The organism is Pseudomonas sp. EA_105y_Pfl2_R69 (assembly GCF_963970915.1).
Taxonomy (GTDB): domain Bacteria; phylum Pseudomonadota; class Gammaproteobacteria; order Pseudomonadales; family Pseudomonadaceae; genus Aquipseudomonas.
On record NZ_CAXAOO010000001.1, the window covers coordinates 1,221,379 to 1,241,848 of the forward strand.

At 64.4% G+C, this 20,470-nt stretch carries 18 protein-coding genes; 11 read left to right on the forward strand and 7 right to left on the reverse strand.

Features of this window, described 5'->3' with window-relative positions; all coding sequences use genetic code 11:
- The first annotated feature begins 6 nt into the window (after positions 1-6).
- The 5 genes from AACY13_RS05305 to AACY13_RS05325 all read left to right on the forward strand — a co-directional run bounded on the left by AACY13_RS05305 (position 7) and on the right by AACY13_RS05325 (position 7,815).
- Positions 7-1,842 carry a GldG family protein gene (locus tag AACY13_RS05305; protein ID WP_339459797.1) on the forward strand — a complete coding sequence of 612 codons (1,836 nt, stop codon included), beginning with the start codon at positions 7-9 and terminating at the stop codon, positions 1,840-1,842.
- 262 nt (positions 1,843-2,104) lie between these two features.
- Entirely contained in the window at positions 2,105-2,293 is a 189-nt protein-coding gene (locus AACY13_RS05310; RefSeq protein ID WP_339459798.1) for a 4-oxalocrotonate tautomerase, read from the forward strand.
- 235 nt (positions 2,294-2,528) lie between these two features.
- Complete coding sequence (locus AACY13_RS05315) at positions 2,529-2,738, forward strand: cold-shock protein (protein ID WP_090251540.1); 210 nt, start codon at positions 2,529-2,531, stop codon at positions 2,736-2,738.
- A 135-nt stretch (positions 2,739-2,873) separates the two neighbouring features.
- Entirely contained in the window at positions 2,874-6,908 is a 4,035-nt protein-coding gene (gene hrpA, locus AACY13_RS05320; RefSeq protein ID WP_339459801.1) for an ATP-dependent RNA helicase HrpA, read from the forward strand.
- 100 nt (positions 6,909-7,008) lie between these two features.
- Positions 7,009-7,815 carry a substrate-binding periplasmic protein gene (locus AACY13_RS05325; protein ID WP_339459802.1) on the forward strand — a complete coding sequence of 269 codons (807 nt, stop codon included), beginning with the start codon at positions 7,009-7,011 and terminating at the stop codon, positions 7,813-7,815.
- 55 nt (positions 7,816-7,870) lie between these two features.
- Here the strand turns inward: AACY13_RS05325 and AACY13_RS05330 are convergent, their stop codons facing one another.
- On the reverse strand, positions 7,871-8,335 hold the full coding sequence (locus AACY13_RS05330; RefSeq protein ID WP_339459803.1) for an Lrp/AsnC family transcriptional regulator: 465 nt from the start codon (positions 8,333-8,335) through the stop codon (positions 7,871-7,873).
- A 133-nt stretch (positions 8,336-8,468) separates the two neighbouring features.
- On the opposite strand from AACY13_RS05330, the gene AACY13_RS05335 reads away from it, so the two are divergent.
- The gene (locus AACY13_RS05335) at positions 8,469-9,377 is read left to right on the forward strand and encodes a DMT family transporter (RefSeq protein ID WP_339459805.1); all 909 of its coding nucleotides are present in this window, start codon (positions 8,469-8,471) and stop codon (positions 9,375-9,377) included.
- A gap of 36 nt (positions 9,378-9,413) precedes the next feature.
- On the opposite strand, the gene AACY13_RS05340 is transcribed toward AACY13_RS05335, so the two are convergent.
- Together AACY13_RS05340 and AACY13_RS05345 are read right to left on the reverse strand one after the other, a co-directional pair.
- The gene (locus AACY13_RS05340) at positions 9,414-12,053 is read right to left on the reverse strand and encodes a CHASE domain-containing protein (protein WP_339459806.1); all 2,640 of its coding nucleotides are present in this window, start codon (positions 12,051-12,053) and stop codon (positions 9,414-9,416) included.
- Positions 12,054-12,268: 215 nt separating this feature from the next.
- A complete protein-coding gene (locus AACY13_RS05345) occupies positions 12,269-12,850 on the reverse strand; it encodes a hypothetical protein (protein ID WP_445262525.1) in 582 nt (193 codons plus the stop codon).
- 143 nt (positions 12,851-12,993) lie between these two features.
- Here AACY13_RS05345 and AACY13_RS05350 point away from each other — a divergent pair, with 143 nt between their 5' ends.
- Both AACY13_RS05350 and AACY13_RS05355 read left to right on the forward strand, forming a co-directional pair.
- A complete protein-coding gene (locus tag AACY13_RS05350) occupies positions 12,994-13,431 on the forward strand; it encodes an HIT family protein (protein ID WP_339459807.1) in 438 nt (145 codons plus the stop codon).
- Between the two features lie 115 nt (positions 13,432-13,546).
- Positions 13,547-13,972 carry a 3-isopropylmalate dehydratase gene (locus tag AACY13_RS05355; protein ID WP_339459809.1) on the forward strand — a complete coding sequence of 142 codons (426 nt, stop codon included), beginning with the start codon at positions 13,547-13,549 and terminating at the stop codon, positions 13,970-13,972.
- A gap of 111 nt (positions 13,973-14,083) precedes the next feature.
- Here the strand turns inward: AACY13_RS05355 and AACY13_RS05360 are convergent, their stop codons facing one another.
- The 4 genes from AACY13_RS05360 to AACY13_RS05375 form a co-directional block, all read right to left on the reverse strand.
- Positions 14,084-14,806: a substrate-binding periplasmic protein gene (locus AACY13_RS05360; RefSeq protein WP_339459811.1), complete on the reverse strand. Its 723-nt coding sequence runs from the start codon at positions 14,804-14,806 to the stop codon at positions 14,084-14,086.
- Entirely contained in the window at positions 14,806-16,071 is a 1,266-nt protein-coding gene (locus AACY13_RS05365) for an MFS transporter (RefSeq protein ID WP_339459813.1), read from the reverse strand. The genes AACY13_RS05360 and AACY13_RS05365 overlap by 1 nt, the downstream gene beginning before the upstream one ends.
- 69 nt (positions 16,072-16,140) lie before the next feature.
- Complete coding sequence (locus tag AACY13_RS05370) at positions 16,141-16,752, reverse strand: LysE family translocator (RefSeq protein WP_339459814.1); 612 nt, start codon at positions 16,750-16,752, stop codon at positions 16,141-16,143.
- Positions 16,753-16,908: 156 nt separating this feature from the next.
- On the reverse strand, positions 16,909-17,982 hold the full coding sequence (locus AACY13_RS05375) for a hypothetical protein (RefSeq protein WP_339459816.1): 1,074 nt from the start codon (positions 17,980-17,982) through the stop codon (positions 16,909-16,911).
- A gap of 345 nt (positions 17,983-18,327) precedes the next feature.
- Here AACY13_RS05375 and AACY13_RS05380 point away from each other — a divergent pair, with 345 nt between their 5' ends.
- The 3 genes from AACY13_RS05380 to AACY13_RS05390 all read left to right on the forward strand — a co-directional run bounded on the left by AACY13_RS05380 (position 18,328) and on the right by AACY13_RS05390 (position 20,346).
- A complete protein-coding gene (locus tag AACY13_RS05380; protein WP_339460026.1) occupies positions 18,328-19,449 on the forward strand; it encodes a beta-ketoacyl-ACP synthase III in 1,122 nt (373 codons plus the stop codon).
- 67 nt (positions 19,450-19,516) lie between these two features.
- Positions 19,517-20,119 (forward strand): RNA polymerase sigma factor, encoded by a 603-nt coding sequence (locus AACY13_RS05385; protein ID WP_339459818.1) that lies wholly within the window; start codon positions 19,517-19,519, stop codon positions 20,117-20,119.
- A complete protein-coding gene (locus tag AACY13_RS05390; RefSeq protein WP_339459819.1) occupies positions 20,113-20,346 on the forward strand; it encodes a zf-HC2 domain-containing protein in 234 nt (77 codons plus the stop codon). Before AACY13_RS05385 ends, AACY13_RS05390 begins: the two co-directional genes overlap by 7 nt.
- The last annotated feature ends 124 nt before the right edge of the window (positions 20,347-20,470 follow it).

The following is a 20,470-nucleotide window of genomic DNA, read 5'->3' on the forward strand; positions in this document are numbered from 1 at the left end:
CCGCCCATGAAAAAGCTGATGCTTTCCAGCGCCGGGCTCGTACTCATTGCCCTGGCGTTTCTCGCCTTCAACCTGTTCGCCGGCCTGGGCCTGAGCAATGCCCGCCTGGACCTGACCGAACAGAAACTCTACACCCTGACCGACGGCAGCCGGCAGATCCTGCGGGAGCTGGACCAGCCGCTGGAGCTGAACTTCTTCTACTCCGACGCCGCGACCAAGGAACTGCCGGTGCTGCGCACCTACGCCAAGCGCGTCGAGGAGATGCTCGAGGCCTACCAGCGCGAGGCGAACGGCAAGCTCAAGCTGAAGGTCATCGACCCCGCGCCGTTTTCCGAGGACGAAGACAAGGCCGCCGAACTCGGCCTGCAGGGCATTCCCCTGCAACAGGGCGGCGACTCGATCTATTTCGGCCTGGCCGGCAAGAACGCCGAAGGCCTGACCCAGGTCATCCCCTTCTTCGCCCTGGATCAGGAAGAGTTCCTCGAATACGAGCTCAGCCGCCTGGTGCAGAGCCTGGCCAAACCCGAGCGGCCGGTGGTCGGGGTGCTGTCCGGGCTGCCGGTTAACGGTGGCTTCGATATGGCCGCACGCCAGCCGACGCCGCCCTGGATGCTGATCGAGGAAGTGCGCCAGCTGTTCCAGATCGAGAGCCTGAAAGCCGATATCGATCTGATTCCCGAACAGGTGTCGGTACTGCTGCTGATCCATCCCAAGCAGCTGCCCGAGCAGACGCTGTATGCGATTGATCAGTTCGTCCTGCGCGGCGGCAAGTTGCTGGCCTTTGTCGACCCGTTCAGCGAGGCCGACACCCAGGCCGAGATGCCCGGCGAAATGGTCCTCGACAAGGCCTCCGACCTGCCCGGGCTGTTCCAGGCCTGGGGGCTGCGCATGGTGCCCGAGCAGGTGCTCGGCGACGGCTCCTACGCCATGTCAGTGAGCATGGGCCAGGGTCAGCGCCCGGTGCGTCACGCCGCCTGGCTGAGTCTGCCGAAAAATGCTCTGGATCAGGACGACATCAGCAGCGCCGCGCTGGAAACCATCACCGTGGCCAGCGCCGGCATACTGGAGCCGCTGGAAGGGGCCAAGACCCAGTTCACCCCGCTGATCCGCAGCTCGCAGTACGCCATGCCCTTCGATGTGAAGCGCTTCGGCATGCTGCAGAACCCCGAGGAGCTGATCCGCGAGCTTGAACCCACCGGCGAGCGCTACACCCTGGCCGCGCGCATCAGCGGTCCGGCGCAATCGGCCTACCCGGAAGGCATCGAGGGGCAGAAGGATGGCCTCAAACAAGCCGACACCATCAACGTCATAGTTGTGGCCGACACCGATATGCTTACCGACCGCATGTGGGTGCAGGTGCAGGAGTTCTTCGGCCAGCGCATCCCTCAGCCCTGGGCCGACAACGCCGCGTTCGCCATCAACACCCTGGACAACCTGGCCGGCAGCGATGCGCTGATCAGCGTGCGTTCCCGGGGGCGCTTCAGCCGTCCGTTCGAGGTGGTGGAGCGGATTCAGCGCGAGGCCGAAGTGCAGTTCCGCGAGAAGGAGCAGACCCTGCAGGCGCGCCTGGCGGAAACCGAGCAGCAACTGGCGGCCCTGCAGCGCAGCGACGACCCGAGCAAGATGCTCGAACTGACCCCCGAACAGCAGGCGGCGGTGCAGCGCTTCGTGCAGCAGAAACTGGCGATCCGCAAGGAGCTGCGCGAGGTGCGTTACCAGCTCAATGCCGATATCGAAGCCCTGGGACGTAGCCTCAAACTGCTCAATATCGTCCTGGTGCCGGTACTCTTGACCCTCGGGGTGCTGGCCCTGTGGTTATGGCGTCGGCGCAAGCACGGCTGATCTGCCACCACCTCAAAGGGCCGCTTAGAGCGGCCCTTTGTTTTTATCGACACAGGGGGCGTGATGCTCTTGTAGGAGCGGGCTTGCCCGCGATCAAGGTCATAAAGCATCGCGGCCAAGGCCGCTCCTACAGGTATTTCAGCGCTTCATAGCATTGCAGCCAAAAACCATAACCCACGTCATAATGCCCCGCGCATTTGCGCCAAGCCGATCGCCGTGACCGATCTAGCAGTCCTGTTTCCCCTGTTTTGAGGATTATTAGATGCCCACCATCCTGGTCAAAATATTCGAAGGTCGCTCCGCCGAGATCAAACGCGAATACGCCAAAGCCCTTACCGAGGCCTCCACTAGAGTGCTTGGCTGCGATGCCGGCGCGGTGGATGTGATCTTCGAGGAGGTGAAGAAAAGCGATTGGGCCACCGGCGGCGTGCTCTGGTCCGAGCGCGACTAAATAGGCCATTCGGGCCCTTGTGATGGGTTACGCCGCTACGCGGCTAACCCATCCTACGTCAGCTTTGCGCCTCATGAATATCGCTGCATAGCCTGTCCTATATGGCCTGCAGCCTTATATGTAAAAAGTGCTTTGCAGCCATAAACGCTGTTTTATACTCGACCTTCGGCGATGGCCGGGCACGCGCCTGCAGGCTACGCCAAACAATAAAAACTGCATGCTGGAGGCACCGATAATGGCTGAGCGCGAGACAGGCACCGTCAAGTGGTTCAATGATTCCAAGGGCTATGGCTTTATTCAGCGCGAGAGCGGCGCGGACGTATTCGTACATTTCCGCGCCATCCGTGGCGAAGGCCATCGCACCCTGCTCGAAGGGCAGAAGGTCGAGTTCGCGGTAACCCAGGGGCAGAAGGGGCTGCAGGCCGACGATGTGTCTGCGGTTTAAGCCCATGCCCTAATGCAAAAGCCCATCGCCGATGGGCTTTTTGCTTTCTGTCCCCTCGGTCGTTTTCCTGCCGGTAAATCTGCGACAATCGCCTCCCTCTTGCCCTTCCCCTTGACCCCACCCCGCGATTGCCCGATGACCGACGCTGCCCCCGCCTTTGATCAACTGCTGAAAAACCTCGACCAGGCCCTGCTGGGCGACCGTCATCGCCTGCGCCGCCAGTTGTTTGATCTGCGCAAGCAGACGCCGGTGGACGAGGCCAAACTGGCGCAGTGGCTGCAGCGCTTCGAGGCATCCACGGCCCGCGTCGAGGCGCGCAGGCGTAGCGTGCCGGCCATGCGCTACGACGATGCGCTGCCGATTGCCGCCAAGCGCGACGAGATCAAGGCGGCCATCGCTGCGCACCAGGTGGTGGTGATCGCCGGGGAGACCGGTTCCGGCAAGACCACCCAGTTGCCGAAGATCTGCCTGGAGCTGGGCCGTGGCGTGCATGGCCTGATTGGCCACACCCAGCCGCGGCGTCTGGCGGCGCGCAGCGTGGCTACTAGGGTTGCTGAGGAGATTGGCACGCCGCTGGGCGAGCTGGTCGGCTATCAGGTGCGCTTCGAGGACCAGAGCAAAGACAGCACCCTGATCAAGCTGATGACCGATGGCATCCTGCTGGCGGAAACCCAGCATGATCGCTACCTGGAAAAGTACGACACCATCATTGTCGACGAAGCCCACGAACGCAGCCTGAATATCGACTTCCTGCTGGGGTTTCTAAAGACCCTGCTGGTGCGCCGGCCCGATCTCAAGCTGATCATTACCTCGGCGACCATCGACCTGCAGCGCTTCTCCGCGCATTTCGATGGCGCGCCGATTGTCGAGGTGTCCGGCCGTACCTACCCGGTGGACACCTGGTACCGACCGCTGACGGCCGAGCAGGACGAAGACGGCAACCGGGTCGAGGAAGACCTGTCCGTCGATCAGGCACTGCTCGCCAGCCTGGATGAGATCAGTGCCTTCGAGAAAGCCGAAGGCAAGCGCCCCGGCGATGTGCTGGTATTCCTGCCCGGCGAGCGCGAGATTCGCGACGCCGCCGAGGTGCTGCGCAAGGCCAACCTGCGCCTGACCGAAGTGCTGCCGCTGTATGCGCGGCTGACCCCGGCCGAGCAGCAGAAGATTTTCGCGCCCATGGGCGCGCGCAAGATCGTCCTGGCCACCAACGTCGCCGAGACCTCGCTGACCGTGCCGGGTATTCGCTATGTGATCGACAGCGGCACCGCGCGGATCAGCCGCTACAGCTACCGCGCCAAGGTCCAGCGCCTGCCCATCGAGGCCGTATCCCAGGCCAGCGCCAACCAGCGCAAGGGCCGTTGCGGGCGGGTCGAACCAGGCATCTGTATCCGCCTGTACAGCGAGGAAGACTTCAACGGCCGCCCGGCCTTTACCGACCCGGAAATCCTGCGCACCAACCTGGCCGCGGTGATCCTGCAGATGCTCCATCTGCGCCTCGGCGAGATCGACGCCTTCCCCTTTATCGAACCGCCGGATGGCAAGGCCATCAGTGACGGCTTCAACCTGCTGCAGGAGCTCTCGGCGGTCAGCCGCGAGGGCCAGCTGACGCCGTTGGGCCGCCAGTTGGCGCGCCTGCCGGTGGACCCGCGCCTGGGCCGTATGGTGCTGGAAGGGGCCAAGCAGGGCAGTCTGGAAGAAATCCTGATTATCGCCAGTGCGCTGTCGGTGCAGGATGTCCGCGAGCGCCCGTCCGATCGCCAGCAGGCTGCCGACCAGGCCCATGCGCAGTGGAAGGACGTCGATTCCGACTTCGCCGCGCTGATCAACCTCTGGCGCGGCTTCGAGGAGCAGCGCCAGGCGCTGGGCTCCAGCGCACTGCGCAGCTGGTGCCGAAAGAATTTCCTCAACTATTTACGTCTTCGTGAATGGCGCGACGCGCATCGCCAGCTGGTGCTGATTACCCGTGATTTGCAGCTAGGCAAACCCGCGAGCGAGCCGGGTAGGAGCGAGCAACGGGCTAAGGCTCAGGCACCCACTACCCAGGATCGCCAGCTAGCGGCGGCCCAGAAGGAAAAGGAACTGGCCGAGAAAGACCAAGCCGCTCAACGCGCCAAAGGCTATGCCGCCGTGCACAAGGCGATTCTCGCTGGCCTGCTCAGTCAGATCGGCCAGAAGACCGAAGACGGCGACTACCTCGGCGCTCGCCAGCGGCGCTTCTGGGTGCACCCGTCCTCGGTGATCGGTCGCAAGAAACCCAGCTGGCTGATGGCCAGTGAGCTGGTGGAAACCACCAAGCTGTTCGCGCGCATGGTGGCCAAGATCGAGCCGGACTGGATCGAGCCGCTGGCCGGCCACCTGATCAAGAAAAACCATCTGGAACCGCACTGGGAGAAGAAGCGCGGCCAGGTGGTGGCCTTCGAGCAGATCAGCCTCTACGGCCTGATCGTGGTCGGTCGCCGGCCGGTGCATTTCGGCCCCGTCGAGCCGGTGGTCTGCCGCGAACTGTTTATCCGCGAGGGCCTGGTCGCTGGCGAGATCAACTCGCGCGCCAAGTGCCTGGCCGCCAACCGCCAGCTGCTGGAAAAGCTCGACGAACTGGAAGCCAAGGCGCGCCGCCGCGACATCCTCGCCGACGATGAAACCCTGTTCGCTTATTACGAGGCGCGCCTGCCGGCGGATATCTACCAGAGCGCCACCTTCGACAGTTGGTACAAGAGCGAGAGCGCGAAGAACCCGCAGTTGCTGATCATGCGCGAAGAGGACGTACTGGCCCGTGACGCCAAGGAAATCACCGCCGCCCAGTACCCAGACAGCCTGCGCCTGGGCGAACTGACCCTGCCGCTGAGTTATCACTTCGAACCCAATCACCCGCGCGACGGCGTGACCCTGCGTGTGCCTGCGCCGCTGTTGCCGCAACTGCCGCCCGGGCGTCTGGAATGGCTGGTGCCGGGCCTGCTGGAGGCCAAGTGCATGGCCCTGGTGCGCGGCCTGCCCAAGGCGCTGCGGAAGAACTTTGTACCGGTGCCGGATTTTGTTGGCGCAGCCCTGGGCAAGATCAGCTTTGCCGACGGCAGCCTGCCCGAGGCCCTCGGCCGCGAGCTGACGCGCATGACCGGCACGCGGGTCAGCGAGGACGCCTGGGTCGAGTCCGCGGCGCAACTGGAAGGCCATCTGCGGATGAATATCGAGGTGGTCGACAACCAGGGCAAACCCCTGGGCGAAGGCCGCGACCTGAGTGAGCTGACCGCGCGCTTTAGCGAGGCGACCCAGGCCGGCCTGGCCCTGCCGAAAACTGCCAAGAGCAAACAGCCGGTGGAGGCCAAGGCCTTTAGTGAGGTGGCCGCCAAGACCCAGCAGCAGGTCGCCGGCCTGTCGATGACCGTTTACCCGGCGCTGGTGGAGGAGGCCGGCGTGGTCAAGGAAGGACGCTTCCCGACCCTGGCCGAAGCCGAGTTCCAGCACCGCCGTGCCTTGCAGCGTTTGCTCTTGCAGCAGTTGGCTGAGCAGGCCAAGTTCTTGCGCGGCAAGTTGCCGGGGTTGACCGAGCTGGGGCTGCTGTACCGCGAATTGGGCCGGGTCGATGCGCTGGTCGAGGACATTCTCCTGGCCAGTCTCGACGGCTGCATCCTCGAAGGCAGCGAGCCATTGCCGCGCGACGGTGCCGCCCTGGCCGCTCTGGCCGAGCGCAAACGTGGCGACTGGACCGGCGATGCCGAGCGCCTGGCCAGGCTCAGCCTGGAAATCCTCAAACTGTGGCACGGCCTGCAGAAGCGCTTCAAGGGCAAGATCGACCTGGCTCAGGCCATGGCGCTGAATGACATCAAGCTGCAGCTGAGCAATCTGGTGTATCCCGGTTTTGTCCGCGAAACCCCGGCGCAGTGGCTGAAGGAAGTGCCGCGTTATCTGAAAGCCATCGAGCAGCGTCTGGACAAGATCGCCGGCCAGGTGCAGCGCGACCGGGTGTGGAGCGGCGAGCTGGCGGGCTACTGGGAGCAGTACCAGGCGCGCCTGGGCAAACACGGCCAGGAAGGCAAACGCGATGCCCAGCTCAGCCTGTATCGCTGGCTGCTGGAGGAGTACCGGGTATCGCTGTTTGCCCAGCAGCTGGGTACCAAGCTGCCGGTCTCGGACAAGCGCCTGAGCAAGCAGTGGCACGCTGTCGAGGCCTGAACCCGGCATCGCCGCTTGGGCGCGGTGCGAGCGGCGCGGTCTGCCGCGAGCTCGACCGCGCTGCTAGACTCGGGGCACCTCCTTGAGCACGCAGTGAGCAATGACCTTGAGCAGAGTCGCCGCCTGTTTCCTCACTACCCTGGGCCTTAACCCGCCGCTAGCCCTGCTGGCGCTGGCGGCCCTGTTGCCGGGCAGCGCCTGGGCCTGCGAGAAATCCCTGCGCTGGGACGACGATCCGCCGTTCAGCATGCGCCGGGCGGATGGCAGTGTCGGCGGTATCGATGTCGACCTCAATCGCGAGGCTCTGGCGCGTCTGGGCTGTCAGGCCCGCCTGGTCAAGCTGCCCTGGGGGCGGGCGCTCAAGGAGCTGGAGCTGGGGCGGCTGGAGATCCTCCCCGGAGCCTTTCGCAAGCCCGAGCGCGAGGCCTATGCCTATTTTTCCGGGGCGTTGCCGCAGCCCTCACGCAATATCCTCTTTATGCATGTCGACGCGCTGGAGCGCTGGCCGGTCAACCGCTTGCTCGACTTGCAGGACACGCCATTTCGCCTGGGTGCACAGATCAATGTGTCCTACGGCCCGGATTACCAGCGGTTGATGGACCACGAGGCCTTCGCCGCCCGGGTCGCACTGGTGGCCAGCCGGGAAAGTCTGTGGCAGATGATCGACAGGGGGCGGATCGACGGCATCATCGCCGACGAGCACAGCGGGGTGTACGAACTCCGGGCCCTGGGCCTCGACGAGCGGATCAAACCCAGCGACGTGGTGGTTTCAACCGAGGCGGCCGAGGTGGCCTTCAGCAAGCGGGCGCTCACTCCGGCCTTTGTCAGCGCCTATGCCGCGACCCTTGAAGCGCTGGTGGACGATGGCAGCTACGCGCGCATCGTGCAGCGTTACCTCGCCCCCTGAGCGCGCCCGGCCTGCGGGATGTGGTTGAGCGCAGCACTCCCCGACGAGCCATTCACTACACGCGCCCCGGCGTGGCTTTGCGCTGGCCAATACCCGGCGGGCGGCGCTTGATCGGTTGCGATTTGACGATCGCCGTACTGGTCTGCGCCTTGTCGGCGATGCGGTCGAGGATATGGTCGAGTTGGTCGATCGAGCGCACGTGCAGGCGCACCACGAAGCAGTCGTCGCCGGTGACCTTGTCGCATTCGCAGAACTCGGCGGTGTCCTCGATCAGCTTCTGCACCAGATGCAGCATGCCCGGCAGGGGTTTGACCCGGACGATGGCCTGCAACTGGTAGCCGAGCGCCACGGGGTCGATTTCGATGGTAAAGCCGCGGATCACCCCGCGCTCCTCGAGGCGGCGCACCCGCTCCGCGACGCTGGGCGAGGACAGGCCGACCCGGCGCGCCAGTTCCTTGAGGGAAACCCGCGAGTCCTGCAGGAGCATTTCGAGGATGTTCTGGTCGATTTCGTCGATCATTTTTCGTTTCTCCAGAAATCAGGCTGTATGGCTTAGATAATTAGGTTTATTTGGCCATTAGCCTTTTTTAGGCCATGTAAAGAACCGCCGCCACATAATATTTTATGTCCCAGACCCATGACGGAGGTGAGCCATGAACAGCAAGACGCGTGGCACGTTCGAGATGACCGCAGCCATGATGATTTCCGGAACCATCGGCTGGTTCGTCGTGTACGCCGGGCAACCGGTACTGGATGTGGTGTTCTGGCGTTGCGTCATCGGCGCGCCGGTGCTGCTGGCGGTATGTGCCGCCCTCGGCCTGCTGCGCGGCAGCCTGACCCCGCGCCTGCTGGCCTTCGCCGCACTGGGCGGGGTGGCCATCGTGCTCAACTGGCTGCTGCTGTTCGCCGCCTACCCGCGTGCCTCCATATCCATCGCCACGGCGGTGTACAACACCCAGCCGTTTATCCTGGTGGGACTCGGTGCGCTGTTCCTCGGCGAGCGGCTGACCGCGACCAAGCTCAGCTGGCTCGGCCTGGCCTTCGCCGGCATGCTGCTGATCGTGCAGGCCAAGCCCAATGCCGGCTATGTTGGCAGCGACTACCTCGGCGGCATCCTCCTGGCCCTGGGCGCGGCCTTCTTCTATGCCCTGGCGGCGCTGGTGGCGAAGAAGCTCAAGGGCACGCCGCCACACCTGATCGCGCTGATCCAGGTCTGCGTCGGCATCCTGATGCTCGCGCCCTTCGCCAACCTGAGCCAGTTGCCCGCCGATGCGGCCAGCTGGGGGGCGCTGGTAACCCTCGGCGTGGTGCATACCGGGCTGATGTACATCCTGCTGTACGGCGCGATCCAGAAACTGCCGACCCACCTGACCGGGGCACTCTCCTTTATCTACCCGGTGGTGGCGATCCTGGTCGACTACCTGGCCTTCGACCACCAGCTGCAGCCGAGCCAACTGGTCGGCATCGCCGCCATCCTGCTCGCCGCGGCCGGCATGACGCTGGGCTGGTCGCTATGGCGCAAGGCCGAGGTGCCGGTGCAGGGCGGGCAGCTGGGCGAATAAAGCGACGGGAGGGGCGTGGATAGCCGCGGGCGAGCCCTATGCCTCCTGCACTGGCAGGGTGAAGTAGAAGGTGCTGCCTTGGCCGACCACGCTGCTGTAGCCGATCTGCCCGTGCATGCGCTCGATCAGGGTCTTGCAGATGCTCAGGCCCAGCCCGGTACCGCCGTGGCGACGGCCGTCGGAACCGTCGGCCTGGGCGAATTTCTGGAAGATGCGCGTGCGGAATTCCTCGCTTATGCCCGGGCCGTGGTCGCGCACCTGTACCCGCACATGGCCGTCGACCAGCGCCGCGCTGATCTCGACCCGGTCCTGGGCGGTGGAGAATTTCACCGCATTGGAGATCAGGTTGCTCAGCACCTGTTGCAGGCGCAGGCTGTCGCCCGCGATCAGGGTCTGCTCCGGCAGCCCGCTGTCGTCCAGCTGCAAGCCCACGGCGAAGCTATCGGCATAGCCCCGATTGTGCGCCAGCGCTTCGTGTAGCAGCGGGCGCAGCTCGATGCGGCTGAGGTGGATGCCGACCTGGCCGAATTCCAGCTTTTCGATATCGAGGATGTCGTTGACCAGGTTGATCAGGCGCTCCGAGTTGCTCTTCGCGATCTGCACCAGCTCCTGCACCACGGCTGGCAGCTCGCCGAATGTGCTACTTGCCAGCAGGCCGAGCGAGCCCTGGATCGAGGTCAGGGGCGTGCGCAGTTCATGGCTGACAGTGGAGATAAATTCGCTTTTCAGGCGCTCGACCTGCTTGCGTGCGCTGATGTCGCGAAGCATGCCGATATACAGCCGGCGGCCGGGCAGTTCATAGGTGCTCAGGGTGATTTCCAGCTCCAGTTGCTGGGCGTTGGCATGCATGCCACCGACCTCCAGCGGTTTGCCCAGTTTGCCCGTCAGGTCCTCGCCGTTCTGCAGGGTCAGGGCCGGAATCAGCTGCTCGATCCGGCGTTGGCCCAGGGCCTCGGCGCTATAACCGAGCAGGCGGGTACTGGCCGGGTTGACCCGCTCGATGCGGCCCTGGGCATCGAAGATGAGGATGCCTTCGGCGGCGTTCTCGAGGATGGCGCTGAGTTCCAGGGTGCGCTGTTCGACTTGCTGACTGATCTGCTCGGCTCGTCCGGTCATGGCCAGTAGAAAACCGCCGAGCAGGCTACACAGCAGCAAACCACCGGTCAGTACCGCCCAAGACTGCAGGCCGTGGTTACGCTGCAACAGGGCCGCGCTCGGGGCGATCGTCAACTGCAGGCTGCGCCCGGCCACCTCGAAGCGCTCCTGCCAGACCAGGGCTGTGGCATAGGCGGGCAGGTCGCTGCTGGCCTGACCATAGAGCGGGTGAGCTACGTCATCGCTGACATCCAGCAACTGCAACTGGAAGCTGTCTGCCGGATAGACACCGAGGGCGTTGTCGATCAGGTCATTGATGCGAATGGCCGCCACCGCGTAGCCGTACAGGGCACTTCTGCGCTGTTCGAGGTCGAGCGGTGCGACGCCCTGGTACACCGGATGGAAGATCAGCACGCTGGGTTGCGCCTGGGCGTCCTGGACCAGGCTGATCGGTGCCGTCATGGTCGCCTGGCCACTGTCGCGGGCGCGAAGCATCGCCTGGCGGCGTAGCGGGTTGCTGGCGACATCGAAGCCGATCACCTTGGCATTGCTGTCCTGGGGTTCGACATAGGTGATCGGCACATAGCTATTGCGCCGCTCTGCCGGTATCAGGGCTTCGGCGTCGTTGTACTGGCTGATACGCCCATCCGGGAAGCCTTCGGCGACCAGGGCGGCCTCGTAGGCCTCCCGTTCGCTTGCACCCACCTGGAGGTCCCAGGCCAGCGCCGAAACGCCCGGATAGGTGTTCGGCAGGTCGGCGACGAAACGGGCGAACTCTTCCCGCGTCACTTGCTGCGAGGCGCTGAAAAAGCGTTCGATCGACTGCGTCGCCTTGGCGTACAGCTCGAAGCGCGATTGCAGCGTGACGCTCATCAGCTTGGCCTGCTCATGGAAGCGCAACTTGAGGTTGTGCTGTTCGGCTTCGCTGGAGCGGATAAAGACCAGCACCATGATCGCGCAACTGATCAGCAAGGGCAGCCCCACATTGCCCATACGGCTGCGCCAGATGGCCCGCGGCTGGGCGAAGGCGATAAACATCAGCGGGGTGGCGACCAGTACGCCGATACTGTCACCCACCCACCAGGTCCACCAACTGAAGGACCACTCGGCGGCTCCGATCACCTGGCTGAAGTACAGCACGCTGGTACCGCCGCTGGCGCTGAGCAGGCAGGCCAGCGGCCCGCCCAGCAACAGCAGGAGGAAAATGCTGCGCTCATCGGTGAGGGCGGTGGGGAAACCCACATAGCGGCGAATCAGCCAGCTGCCGAACAGGCTCTGCAAGGTGGTGCCCAGGGCAATCCCGGTGGCGATCAGCAGCGCCCTGAGGTCAAGCGCCTCGAAGCCGCTGAAGCCGATGCTGAGGTTGAGCAGGGTGGAGCCGAGGAACACCCCGACGAGCATGGGGTAACCCCAGATCAATACGGCCGCCAGGGCAATCCCCACGGGCGGGAAGATGGCGCTGGCGAAGCCGGGGGGGATGGCCAGCAGCAGCGCCAGGCGGCCGGCGAGGATATAGGCCAGGGCCAGCAGGAGTATTTTTACCGCCAGGGGCAGATGGGGAAATGATCTGGCTTGGATCAAAGTCGGCGGCTCCTGGGGCGAGTTGGCCCGGCGTCTGCGCGGGATTATCGGCGAGTGGCGGTCTTTCGGTTACGCCGGCCGGTTTATACCTGGTCTGGAAATCGCTGCCGTTTGTACGATGACGGCTCGCCACGTAAAAGCACAAGCGCCTCCGCTTAGGGTAAATAGAGCGTAGCGATATCCAGGTTGTTTGGGGATGGCGTAGACCTTCCCCCTCACTTAAGTTCATTGAGTCCATAACTTGCCAGTTCCTGCGCCGACAGCAGCTTCATCCGCTGCGGGACGATGCGCTGCATGTCCTCGGCCAGGCGGCCGGACACCTCCATTTCGCGGAAGTAGGCCGCCGGGCTATAGCGTTCGTGGCGGTGGGCGGCCTGGGCCTGGGCGGAGTCGCCGCTGCTGAAGGGCGGACGGTGCAGGCCGACATGGCCGCTGACGGTCTTCTTGTGGCCGGCGGCCAGCAGGTAAATGCAGCTGCCCTGGCAGATGCCGGTGCCCGGTACCAGGGCGTCGAAGCCGGTTTCGCGCAACAGGCGGCCCATGCGCATGGCTTCCGGGGCGCTGCCGCCGATAGTGTCCAGCAGCACGATCTTGCGGTTGAACTGGCCGGGGTTGCTCTGGATGCCCTTGAGCAGGGTCTCGTAGTCGCCGGGGGCGATCTCTTCGCTGACCTTGACTGCCAGCACCCGGCCCAGGCTTGGGTGCTGCGCGGCCTCCACCTCGACCCTGGCCGATACGGTGGCCGCATACAGTGCCGCGAGGCAGAGCATGGCGGTGAACGGCAGACGTGGGCGCATGGGGCGGGTCCTGGGTAACGGCGGAGCAGCGCACGATACCGGTAGGCGACGACGGGTGCATCCTGTGTCTTGTTGGCATGCGGTTTTGCTCGCAAGCGGGTATGGTTTAGCCCACCTCAAGCCCTGGTTAACGGAGAACCCAGATGAGCCTGCACGGCGATTACGATGCACAGAATATCTTTGCCCAGATCATTCGCGGCGAAGCCCCTTGCTACAAGCTGTACGAGGACGAGGATGTGCTGGCCTTCCTCGATGTGTTTCCGCAGTCCTACGGCCATACCCTGGTGATCCCCAAGCGGTCGGCGGCGCGCAATATCCTGGAGGTCGACCTGGACAGCCTGGCCAAGGTGATGGCCGTGGTGCAGCGCCTGACCCGGGTGCTGGTGGATGAGCTGGAACCTGCCGGGGTGCAGGTGGCGCAGTTCAACGGTGCTCCGGCCGGGCAGACGGTGTTCCATCTGCATATGCATATCGTGCCGCGCTTTGCCGGGGAGCAGCTGGGCATTCATGCCAGCGTCAAGGCCGAGGCGGCCGAGCTGGAACAGTTGCAGGCGCGTCTGCTGCGGCGCATGGGCCGCTGAGCCCTGGTCGCGTGGGCGGACGCGCCTGCACTTGAGGCCAGCCGCGCCTGGACCGATACTCGAGGCGTTTTGCGTTATTTTCCTTGTTACATCCTTGCGCCCATGGAGGGCTCCCATGCGAATGATTTGTGCCGTATTACCCCTGTTGCTGTTGGCTGGTTGCTCATCCTTCAGGGGCGACCCGGAGAACGTCAAAGCGGTACCCGAGGACCGTCTGCTGGGCTATCAGGAGTCGCTGGACGGGGGCGGGCAGCTGGTGGTCAACCGCGATTTCGGCGGTATGGGCGCGGGCTGTTATGTGGCCATTCTGGTGGACCGCACAGTGGCGGCGCGTATCGGCATGGGCGAGGTGGCGCGTTTCCAGGTGCCGACCGGCACGCGGGTGCTGGGCATCGGCATCGACGAGATGGACGACACCCTGTGCGGCAAGGGGCGCTTGCGCCGCGAGCTGGCGGTCAAGGTCGAACCCGGTAGCACGCAGAACTTCCGCATCGTCAGCGATAACCGCAAGGGCTTCGATATCGAGGCGCAAACCCGCTGAAAGACCGCTGAACAGGGCCCTCCGCTCTAGGGGGGCGTGCGCACCAGCCCTATGCAGAATCGTTTGGCCATCCAGTACGGTTATTCGCTCCAGCCTGCCGAGGGGGAAAACCTAGCGATAACGCGCCAGGATCGCCTCGAATTCACCGTCCTGCTTCATCTGCACCATGGCGCGCAGCAGGGCCATGGTCGGGATGTCCGGGGCATCGCGGACGATGCAGGCGATCGGGACGGCGGCGATTTCGCCGAGTATATGCAGGCGTTGGTGCGCCGGTCGGGCGCGGTTGAACCAGTGCAGGCTGAGTTCGTTGCTGATCGCGTAGCTGTAGCGTGCGGCTTCCAGTTTGAGCAGCACCTGGTGCTGGGTGCGGGCGTCTTCGCGCAGCAGCTGGCGGCTGTCGAACAACGGCTGCAGGCGTGGGTAGGTGAAGCCGAGTACGGTACCGAGGCGTTGCCGTTGGATATCTTCGGGTTGCATCAGGCCCGGGATGCGTCCCACCAGCACGTCGCGCTGGGTCATAAAGGGCAGGCTCCAGATATAGCGGTGATGGCCGCTGTGCAGCCAGTTCGGGCTGACATAGCAGCGCACGTCGATATCGCCGCTTTCCAGGGCCTGCTGCACCCGCAGGCGCGGCATCACCAGCAGGCGCGCCTTGCGCCCGACCTTGGCCGCCAGGCGACGCTGCAGGTCGACCAGAATGCCGCCGATGGCCTGGCCCCGTTCGATCTGCACCATGGGCATGGCCCAACTGTCGTTGATCGAGAAGCGCAATGGGCGTTCCGCTGCCAGCAACGGGCAGGCCCCCAGGGCGAGCAGGAGCAGCAGACCTTTCATCAGGGACCGGGGGCTGGGTGCGGGGACGGGGCGGCCCGCGCTGTAGCCATCCCCGGCTGTTCGCCCGGCGCGGGGCTGGCGGCTGGCTGGATTTTCCAGGCCCAGTAAAACACCAGCAGGCCGGCCACGGCCGTGGCGGCTCCGATATAGCCGGTGACGGTCCAGGCAAAACCGGCGCTGATCGCCAGGCCGCCGAGCCAGGGGCCGAGGGCGTTGGCGATATTGAAGGCGGCATGGTTGGAGGCGGCGGCCAGGGTCTGCGCGCCGTGGGCCACATCCATCAGGTGGGTCTGCAGGGCCGGCGACAGGGCGACCATGGTGCCCACGGCGAATACCGCGGGAAACAGGCTCCAGGGCGACTGCGCGGACAGGGGAAACAGTACCAGTACCAGGGCGCTCCACAGCAGCAGCCAGGCCACGGCCTGGAAGCGCAGCCGGTCGAACAGCCAGCCGCCGAACATATTGCCGAGGATGCCGCCCAGACCGAACGCCGCCAGGGCGAGGGGGATCCAGCGGGCGTCGAGGCGGGTCACCTCGAGCAGGGTCGGGGCCAGATAGCTGAACACGCAGAACATCCCGGCGAAGCCGACCGAGCTGATCGCCAGGGCCAGCCAGACCTGGGCGCGGTTGAAAGCGCGCAGCTCGCCCAGGGGGTTGCTGCGCGCCTGCTGTTTGTCCAGCGGCAGGAAGATCGCCAGCATCGCCACGGTGAGCAGGGCGATGGCCCCGACCATGACAAAGGCATAGCGCCAGCTCAACCACTGGCCGAGCCAGGTGGCCACCGGGTTACCGATCAGGATGGCGATGGTCAGCCCCATCAGCACCCGGCTGACCGCCTTGGCGCGTTTATGCGGGGCGGCCATGGCGGCGGCCACCAGCATGGCCACGCCAAAGTAGGCCCCATGGGGCAAGCCGGCGAGAAAGCGGTAGAGCATCAGCGCCTGGTAGTCGGGGGCCAGGGCGCTGGCGAAGTTGCCGATGGCAAAGCAGCTCATCAGCAGAAGCAGCAGATGCCGGCGATACAGGCGCGAGCCGAGGATCGCCAGCAGGGGGGCTCCGACCACCACGCCCAGGGCATAGCTGCTGATCACGTGGCCGACCTGGGGCTCGCTGATGCCCAGGTCCTGGGCGACATTGGGCATCAGCCCCATGATGGCGAATTCGCCGGTACCGATGGCAAAGCCGCCGAGGGCCAGGGCCAGCTCGATCAGGATGATGGCGCGGGCGGACAGACGTGGGGCCGCAGTTGCGGTGGCTGGGGTCATGGACAGGCCTTGCGGGCGCGGGTCAGGCACCGGGGTTATGGGGCGGGTGTAGCTGGACGGGAGTGCCGGCTAGCGGGTCATCGGCAGGGCGGCCCCCATCAGGGCGAACAGGCTGCCGCAGCAACGGTTGAAGCCCTTGCCGCTGCGCTGCAACCAGGGGCGAACGCGATGGGCCATGCGTGCCAGCAGGTATTCGACGCCGCCTTCGACCAGGGCGAAGGTGGCGGCCATGATCGCGAATTGCAGCCAGAGATCCGCTTCCGGGTTGAGAAACTGCGGTAGAAACGCGCCGAAAAACAGGATCACCTTGGGGTTGGACAGCGCCGACAGCAGACCCTGGCGAAACAACCTGACGCCGCTGCTCTCGGTGGCTTTCTCGGCCATGGCGAGGTGCAGGGGCGGGGCGCGCCAGAGTTGAATGCCAAGCCAGATCAGATAGGCACCGCCGAGCCATTTGAGCAGGATCAGGGCCTGCGCCGAGGCTTGTAGCAGGGTACCGATACCGAGCATCGACAAGGCCATCAGCAGGGTAAAGCCGAGCACGCCACCACTGACGGTAAACAGGGTTTTGCGATGGCCATAGAGCACACCATGGCTGAGGGCGAGCAGGCCGTTGGGCCCCGGGGTCAGCGCCAGGCCGATCACCGCTGTGAGATAGAGCAGCCAGGTATGCAGGGCCATGAGAAGGGATCCAGGTTGCGGAATAGAGCGCATGCGCCGCAGAAACTAGAGGCGCGTGCGGGCCTTTTTTTCATGCGGTGACCGAATAGTCAAGTGCGCATGCCCGAGCGGGCCGCGGCGAGGAGAAAAGCCCGTCCGGGGACGGGCGTAGGTGCGTTAGCGGTTGGCTTCCTTGAAGTTGTCGTCGGCGGGCTCCTTGGTATAGGCCCCCTGGTCGTGCACCAGCTTCTTGCTGCCATTCATGATGGCGGCGATGCGGCTGTCGCTGGTCCTGGCCGACGCGGCCTGATTGCTGGTGCCGCTGATCAGCGGCGGGTTGCTGCTGAACGACCAGAGGTAGTGCCAGACCGCCGCGTTGTGCTTCTCGGTCAATTGAGTGGAGCCGAAGTACCAGGGCTTGAGTTCGGTAAAGGCGGTCATGTTCATCAGACCGCTGTTGCTGTCGCCGATAAAACCGGTACTGCTGGCCCCGGAGCTGCGGTAGGTCTCGAAAATCACGCCCTTGGTCTTTAGCTCGCTGACATAAGTGCGGCAGACTTCGCCGACCCATTTGTTGCCCAGGTAGCTCTTGGCGTAATTGGAGTAGAAGGGGTCGAGCAGGGCCACGCGCTTGGGCAGCAGGCGGTTGTTGAGGCTGCCGGCGCTTACCGCATCGCTGATCTTCTTGGTCAGAACGATAGCCATCTGGTTGCCCAGGGAGTGGCCGAGAATGCGGATATTGCTGCCGCTGTAGCTGGCCATATTGGCCTTGTAGCTGTTGAACAGCAGGTCGCCGACCGACTGGCTGGGGCCGTTGCTGTAAGCCCCGCTGCTATTGCGCCAGCGCATGGCACGCGGGCCACTGGCGGTCCAGATCTTGGCTTCGGCGTCCTTTACCTCGCCTTCGTCGGCGAACTGGTTCCAGTACAGCACGCCGACGTTATAACCGGCCGCGAGCCAGGCGTGGGCCAGGTCCAGGTTGGGGCCGCCGGCATCCTGGCGGTTGAAGGTCTCGCGGTTCTTCTTCTGGGTCGAGCCGTTCTGCCAGCCGTGTACATAGATGATGGTCGGCTTAGCGGTGCCGAAATAGGCATTGCTCTGACCGGGCACGGCCTTCTGCCAGCTGTCGCCGTAACCGAACCAGTACAGACCGTGATCGAGGCTCTGGAAGGTACTGTCGGGGAACACGCCCACGGCGGCCTGGGACAGCGACGAAACACCGAGCAGCAGCAACAAGAGCAGCCTGCGCATGGGGGAAACCTTTTTTGTTGTTGGAGGTGGAGCGCAGCTTATAGATTGTCCTACAGTCGGCAATCGCCCGGATGGGTGAGGCACCGGGCCGCGCCGCTGCCGACCCCGCCGGGCTGTGGGTTATGCGCAGTTTTGCCCCAATAGCCGTCATTTTGTTGCATTTGCGCCTGTGGGCAGGGCGGACGAAGCCCCTCGGGCTGTGGCAAACTCTGCGGCTAGTAACAGGACGTTTCATGGAGCGAACTCAGTGTGCCTGTAAGCCCGGATATTTGCCCAAGGCCAGTGCGCCTTGGGCTGACTGCCTAACTGGCCGCCCTGGGCGGCAAAGAACCAAGAGGAATGACCGTGCATAACGTCGTGATCAGTGGGACCGGCCTCTACACCCCGGCGAACAGTATTTCCAACGATGAGCTGGTTGAGTCATTCAACGCCTACGTTCAGCTGTTCAATGCCGACAATGCAGCGGCCATCGCCCGTGGCGAAGTGGAAGCGCTGAGCGAGTCGAGCAGCGGCTTTATCGAGAAGGCCTCGGGCATCAAGAGCCGCTTTGTCATGGACAAGGCCGGCATCCTCGACCCCCAGCGCATGGCTCCACGCATCCCCGAGCGCAGCAACGAGGAGTGGGGCATCCTCTGCGAGATGGCCGTAGGCGCTGCCAAGGACGCCCTGGAACGCGCCGGCAAGACCGCCGCCGATATCGACGGGGTGATAGTCGCCTGCTCCAACCTGCAGCGCGCCTACCCGGCCGTGGCCATCGAAGTGCAGGCGGCGCTGGGCATTCGGGGCTTCGGCTATGACATGAACGTGGCCTGCTCCTCGGCCACCTTCGGTATCCAGGCCGCGGCCAACAGCGTACAGCTCGGCCAGGCGCGGGCGATCCTGATGGTCAACCCGGAAATCTGCACCGGCCACCTGAATTTCCGTGACCGCGACAGCCACTTTATCTTCGGCGACGCCGCCACCGCGGTGATTATCGAGCGCGCCGACCAGGCCACCTCGGCCTATCAGTTCGATATCGTCGGCACCAAGCTGATCACCCAGTTCAGCAACAATATTCGCAACAACTTCGGCTTCCTCAACCGCTGTGCGGAAGAAGGCATCGGTAGCCGCGACAAGCTGTTCGTCCAGGAAGGCCGCAAGGTGTTCAAGGACGTCTGCCCGATGGTGGCCGAGCTGATCGCCACCCACCTGGCGGAAAACCAGCTGAACGTCGGCGACGTCAAGCGCTTCTGGCTGCACCAGGCCAACCTCAATATGAACCTGCTGATCGCGCGCAAGCTGCTGGGCCGCGATGCCGAGCCGGGCGAGGCACCGGTGATCCTCGACACCTACGCCAACACCAGTTCGGCCGGCTCGGTGATCGCCCTGCACAAGCACCAGGACGACCTGGCCAGCGGCAGCCTCGGGGTGCTCAGCTCATTTGGCGCGGGGTATTCGATTGGTAGCGTGATTCTGCGCAAACATTGATCTGGGGCGGCGCGTGCGCACCTGTTGACGCGGCGCTGGTGCGCACGGCGCACCCTACGGGAGCTTCATGACGGATGCCGATCTGCTAAAGCGTCTTCTGGCCGGTGAGCAGAAGGCTTTCCGCGAGCTGGTCGCCACCTATCAGGGGGCGATGCGCGCGGTGGCCTATGCCATAGTCGGCAGCCGCAATGCCGATGAGGTGGTGCAGGATGCCTGGTTGGCCGTGGTGCGCAGCCTGGACGGTTTTCAGGGCCGAGCGAGCCTGAAAACCTGGCTGCTGACCATCACCGCCAACACTGCCAAGACCCGCCTCAAGCACAACCGCCGCGAAGTGCTGCTCGACGATCTGCCGTCCCCCCATGGCAGCATTGGCGACGAGCGTTTCAGCGAGAGCGGCCACTGGTTGCTGGCCCCCCATGCCTGGCATCATGACAGCCCGGAGGCTTTGCTGACCGAGGATGAGCTGCGCCAGTGCCTGGAGAAAACCCTGGCCAGCCTGCCCGAACAGCAAGGCAGTGTGCTGCACCTGCGTGAGCGTGCAGGTCTGGAACTGGAGGAGATTTGTAACCTTCTGCAGGTTTCTGCCTCCAATGTACGGGTGCTGCTGCACCGTGCCCGCCTCAAGGTGTATGCCACGCTTGAGCATTTCGAGGAGACCGGTCAATGCTGAGTTGCAAGGAGCTGGTAGCCCTTTCCAGCGATCTGCTTGATGTCCGTTTGAGCCTGCGCCAGCGAGTGAGCGTGCGCCTGCACCTGGCCATGTGTTATCGCTGCCGGCGTTTTATCCGTCAGATGCGCCTTGGCCAGGGCGTACTGCGTCAGCTGCCGCACGGGCAGAACGCGGAGCTGGACGCCCTGGCTGCCCGCCTGGCCGAGCTGCGCCGTCAACAACAGTAGAACGCCCACTGGCACCTGTGCCCCGAGCCACTCTCTGAAGCCGATCAGCCTGCGGCCGACCCCTCATTGTTCTTTGGGCTGCTGTCGCTGCGCTAATGCCTGGTTAAGTCCAATTCGCCTTAGG

Coding starts and splice junctions, on each gene's coding strand:
- AACY13_RS05305 (WP_339459797.1), top strand. CDS start 7: ATGAAAAAGCTGATGCTTTCCAGCGCCGGGCTCGTACTCATTGCCCTG.
- AACY13_RS05310 (WP_339459798.1), top strand. CDS start 2,105: ATGCCCACCATCCTGGTCAAAATATTCGAAGGTCGCTCCGCCGAGATC.
- AACY13_RS05315 (WP_090251540.1), top strand. CDS start 2,529: ATGGCTGAGCGCGAGACAGGCACCGTCAAGTGGTTCAATGATTCCAAG.
- hrpA (WP_339459801.1), top strand. CDS start 2,874: ATGACCGACGCTGCCCCCGCCTTTGATCAACTGCTGAAAAACCTCGAC.
- AACY13_RS05325 (WP_339459802.1), top strand. CDS start 7,009: ATGACCTTGAGCAGAGTCGCCGCCTGTTTCCTCACTACCCTGGGCCTT.
- AACY13_RS05330 (WP_339459803.1), bottom strand. CDS start 8,335: ATGATCGACGAAATCGACCAGAACATCCTCGAAATGCTCCTGCAGGAC.
- AACY13_RS05335 (WP_339459805.1), top strand. CDS start 8,469: ATGAACAGCAAGACGCGTGGCACGTTCGAGATGACCGCAGCCATGATG.
- AACY13_RS05345 (WP_445262525.1), bottom strand. CDS start 12,850: ATGCGCCCACGTCTGCCGTTCACCGCCATGCTCTGCCTCGCGGCACTG.
- AACY13_RS05350 (WP_339459807.1), top strand. CDS start 12,994: ATGAGCCTGCACGGCGATTACGATGCACAGAATATCTTTGCCCAGATC.
- AACY13_RS05355 (WP_339459809.1), top strand. CDS start 13,547: ATGCGAATGATTTGTGCCGTATTACCCCTGTTGCTGTTGGCTGGTTGC.
- AACY13_RS05360 (WP_339459811.1), bottom strand. CDS start 14,806: ATGAAAGGTCTGCTGCTCCTGCTCGCCCTGGGGGCCTGCCCGTTGCTG.
- AACY13_RS05365 (WP_339459813.1), bottom strand. CDS start 16,071: ATGACCCCAGCCACCGCAACTGCGGCCCCACGTCTGTCCGCCCGCGCC.
- AACY13_RS05370 (WP_339459814.1), bottom strand. CDS start 16,752: ATGGCCCTGCATACCTGGCTGCTCTATCTCACAGCGGTGATCGGCCTG.
- AACY13_RS05375 (WP_339459816.1), bottom strand. CDS start 17,982: ATGCGCAGGCTGCTCTTGTTGCTGCTGCTCGGTGTTTCGTCGCTGTCC.
- AACY13_RS05385 (WP_339459818.1), top strand. CDS start 19,517: ATGACGGATGCCGATCTGCTAAAGCGTCTTCTGGCCGGTGAGCAGAAG.
- AACY13_RS05390 (WP_339459819.1), top strand. CDS start 20,113: ATGCTGAGTTGCAAGGAGCTGGTAGCCCTTTCCAGCGATCTGCTTGAT.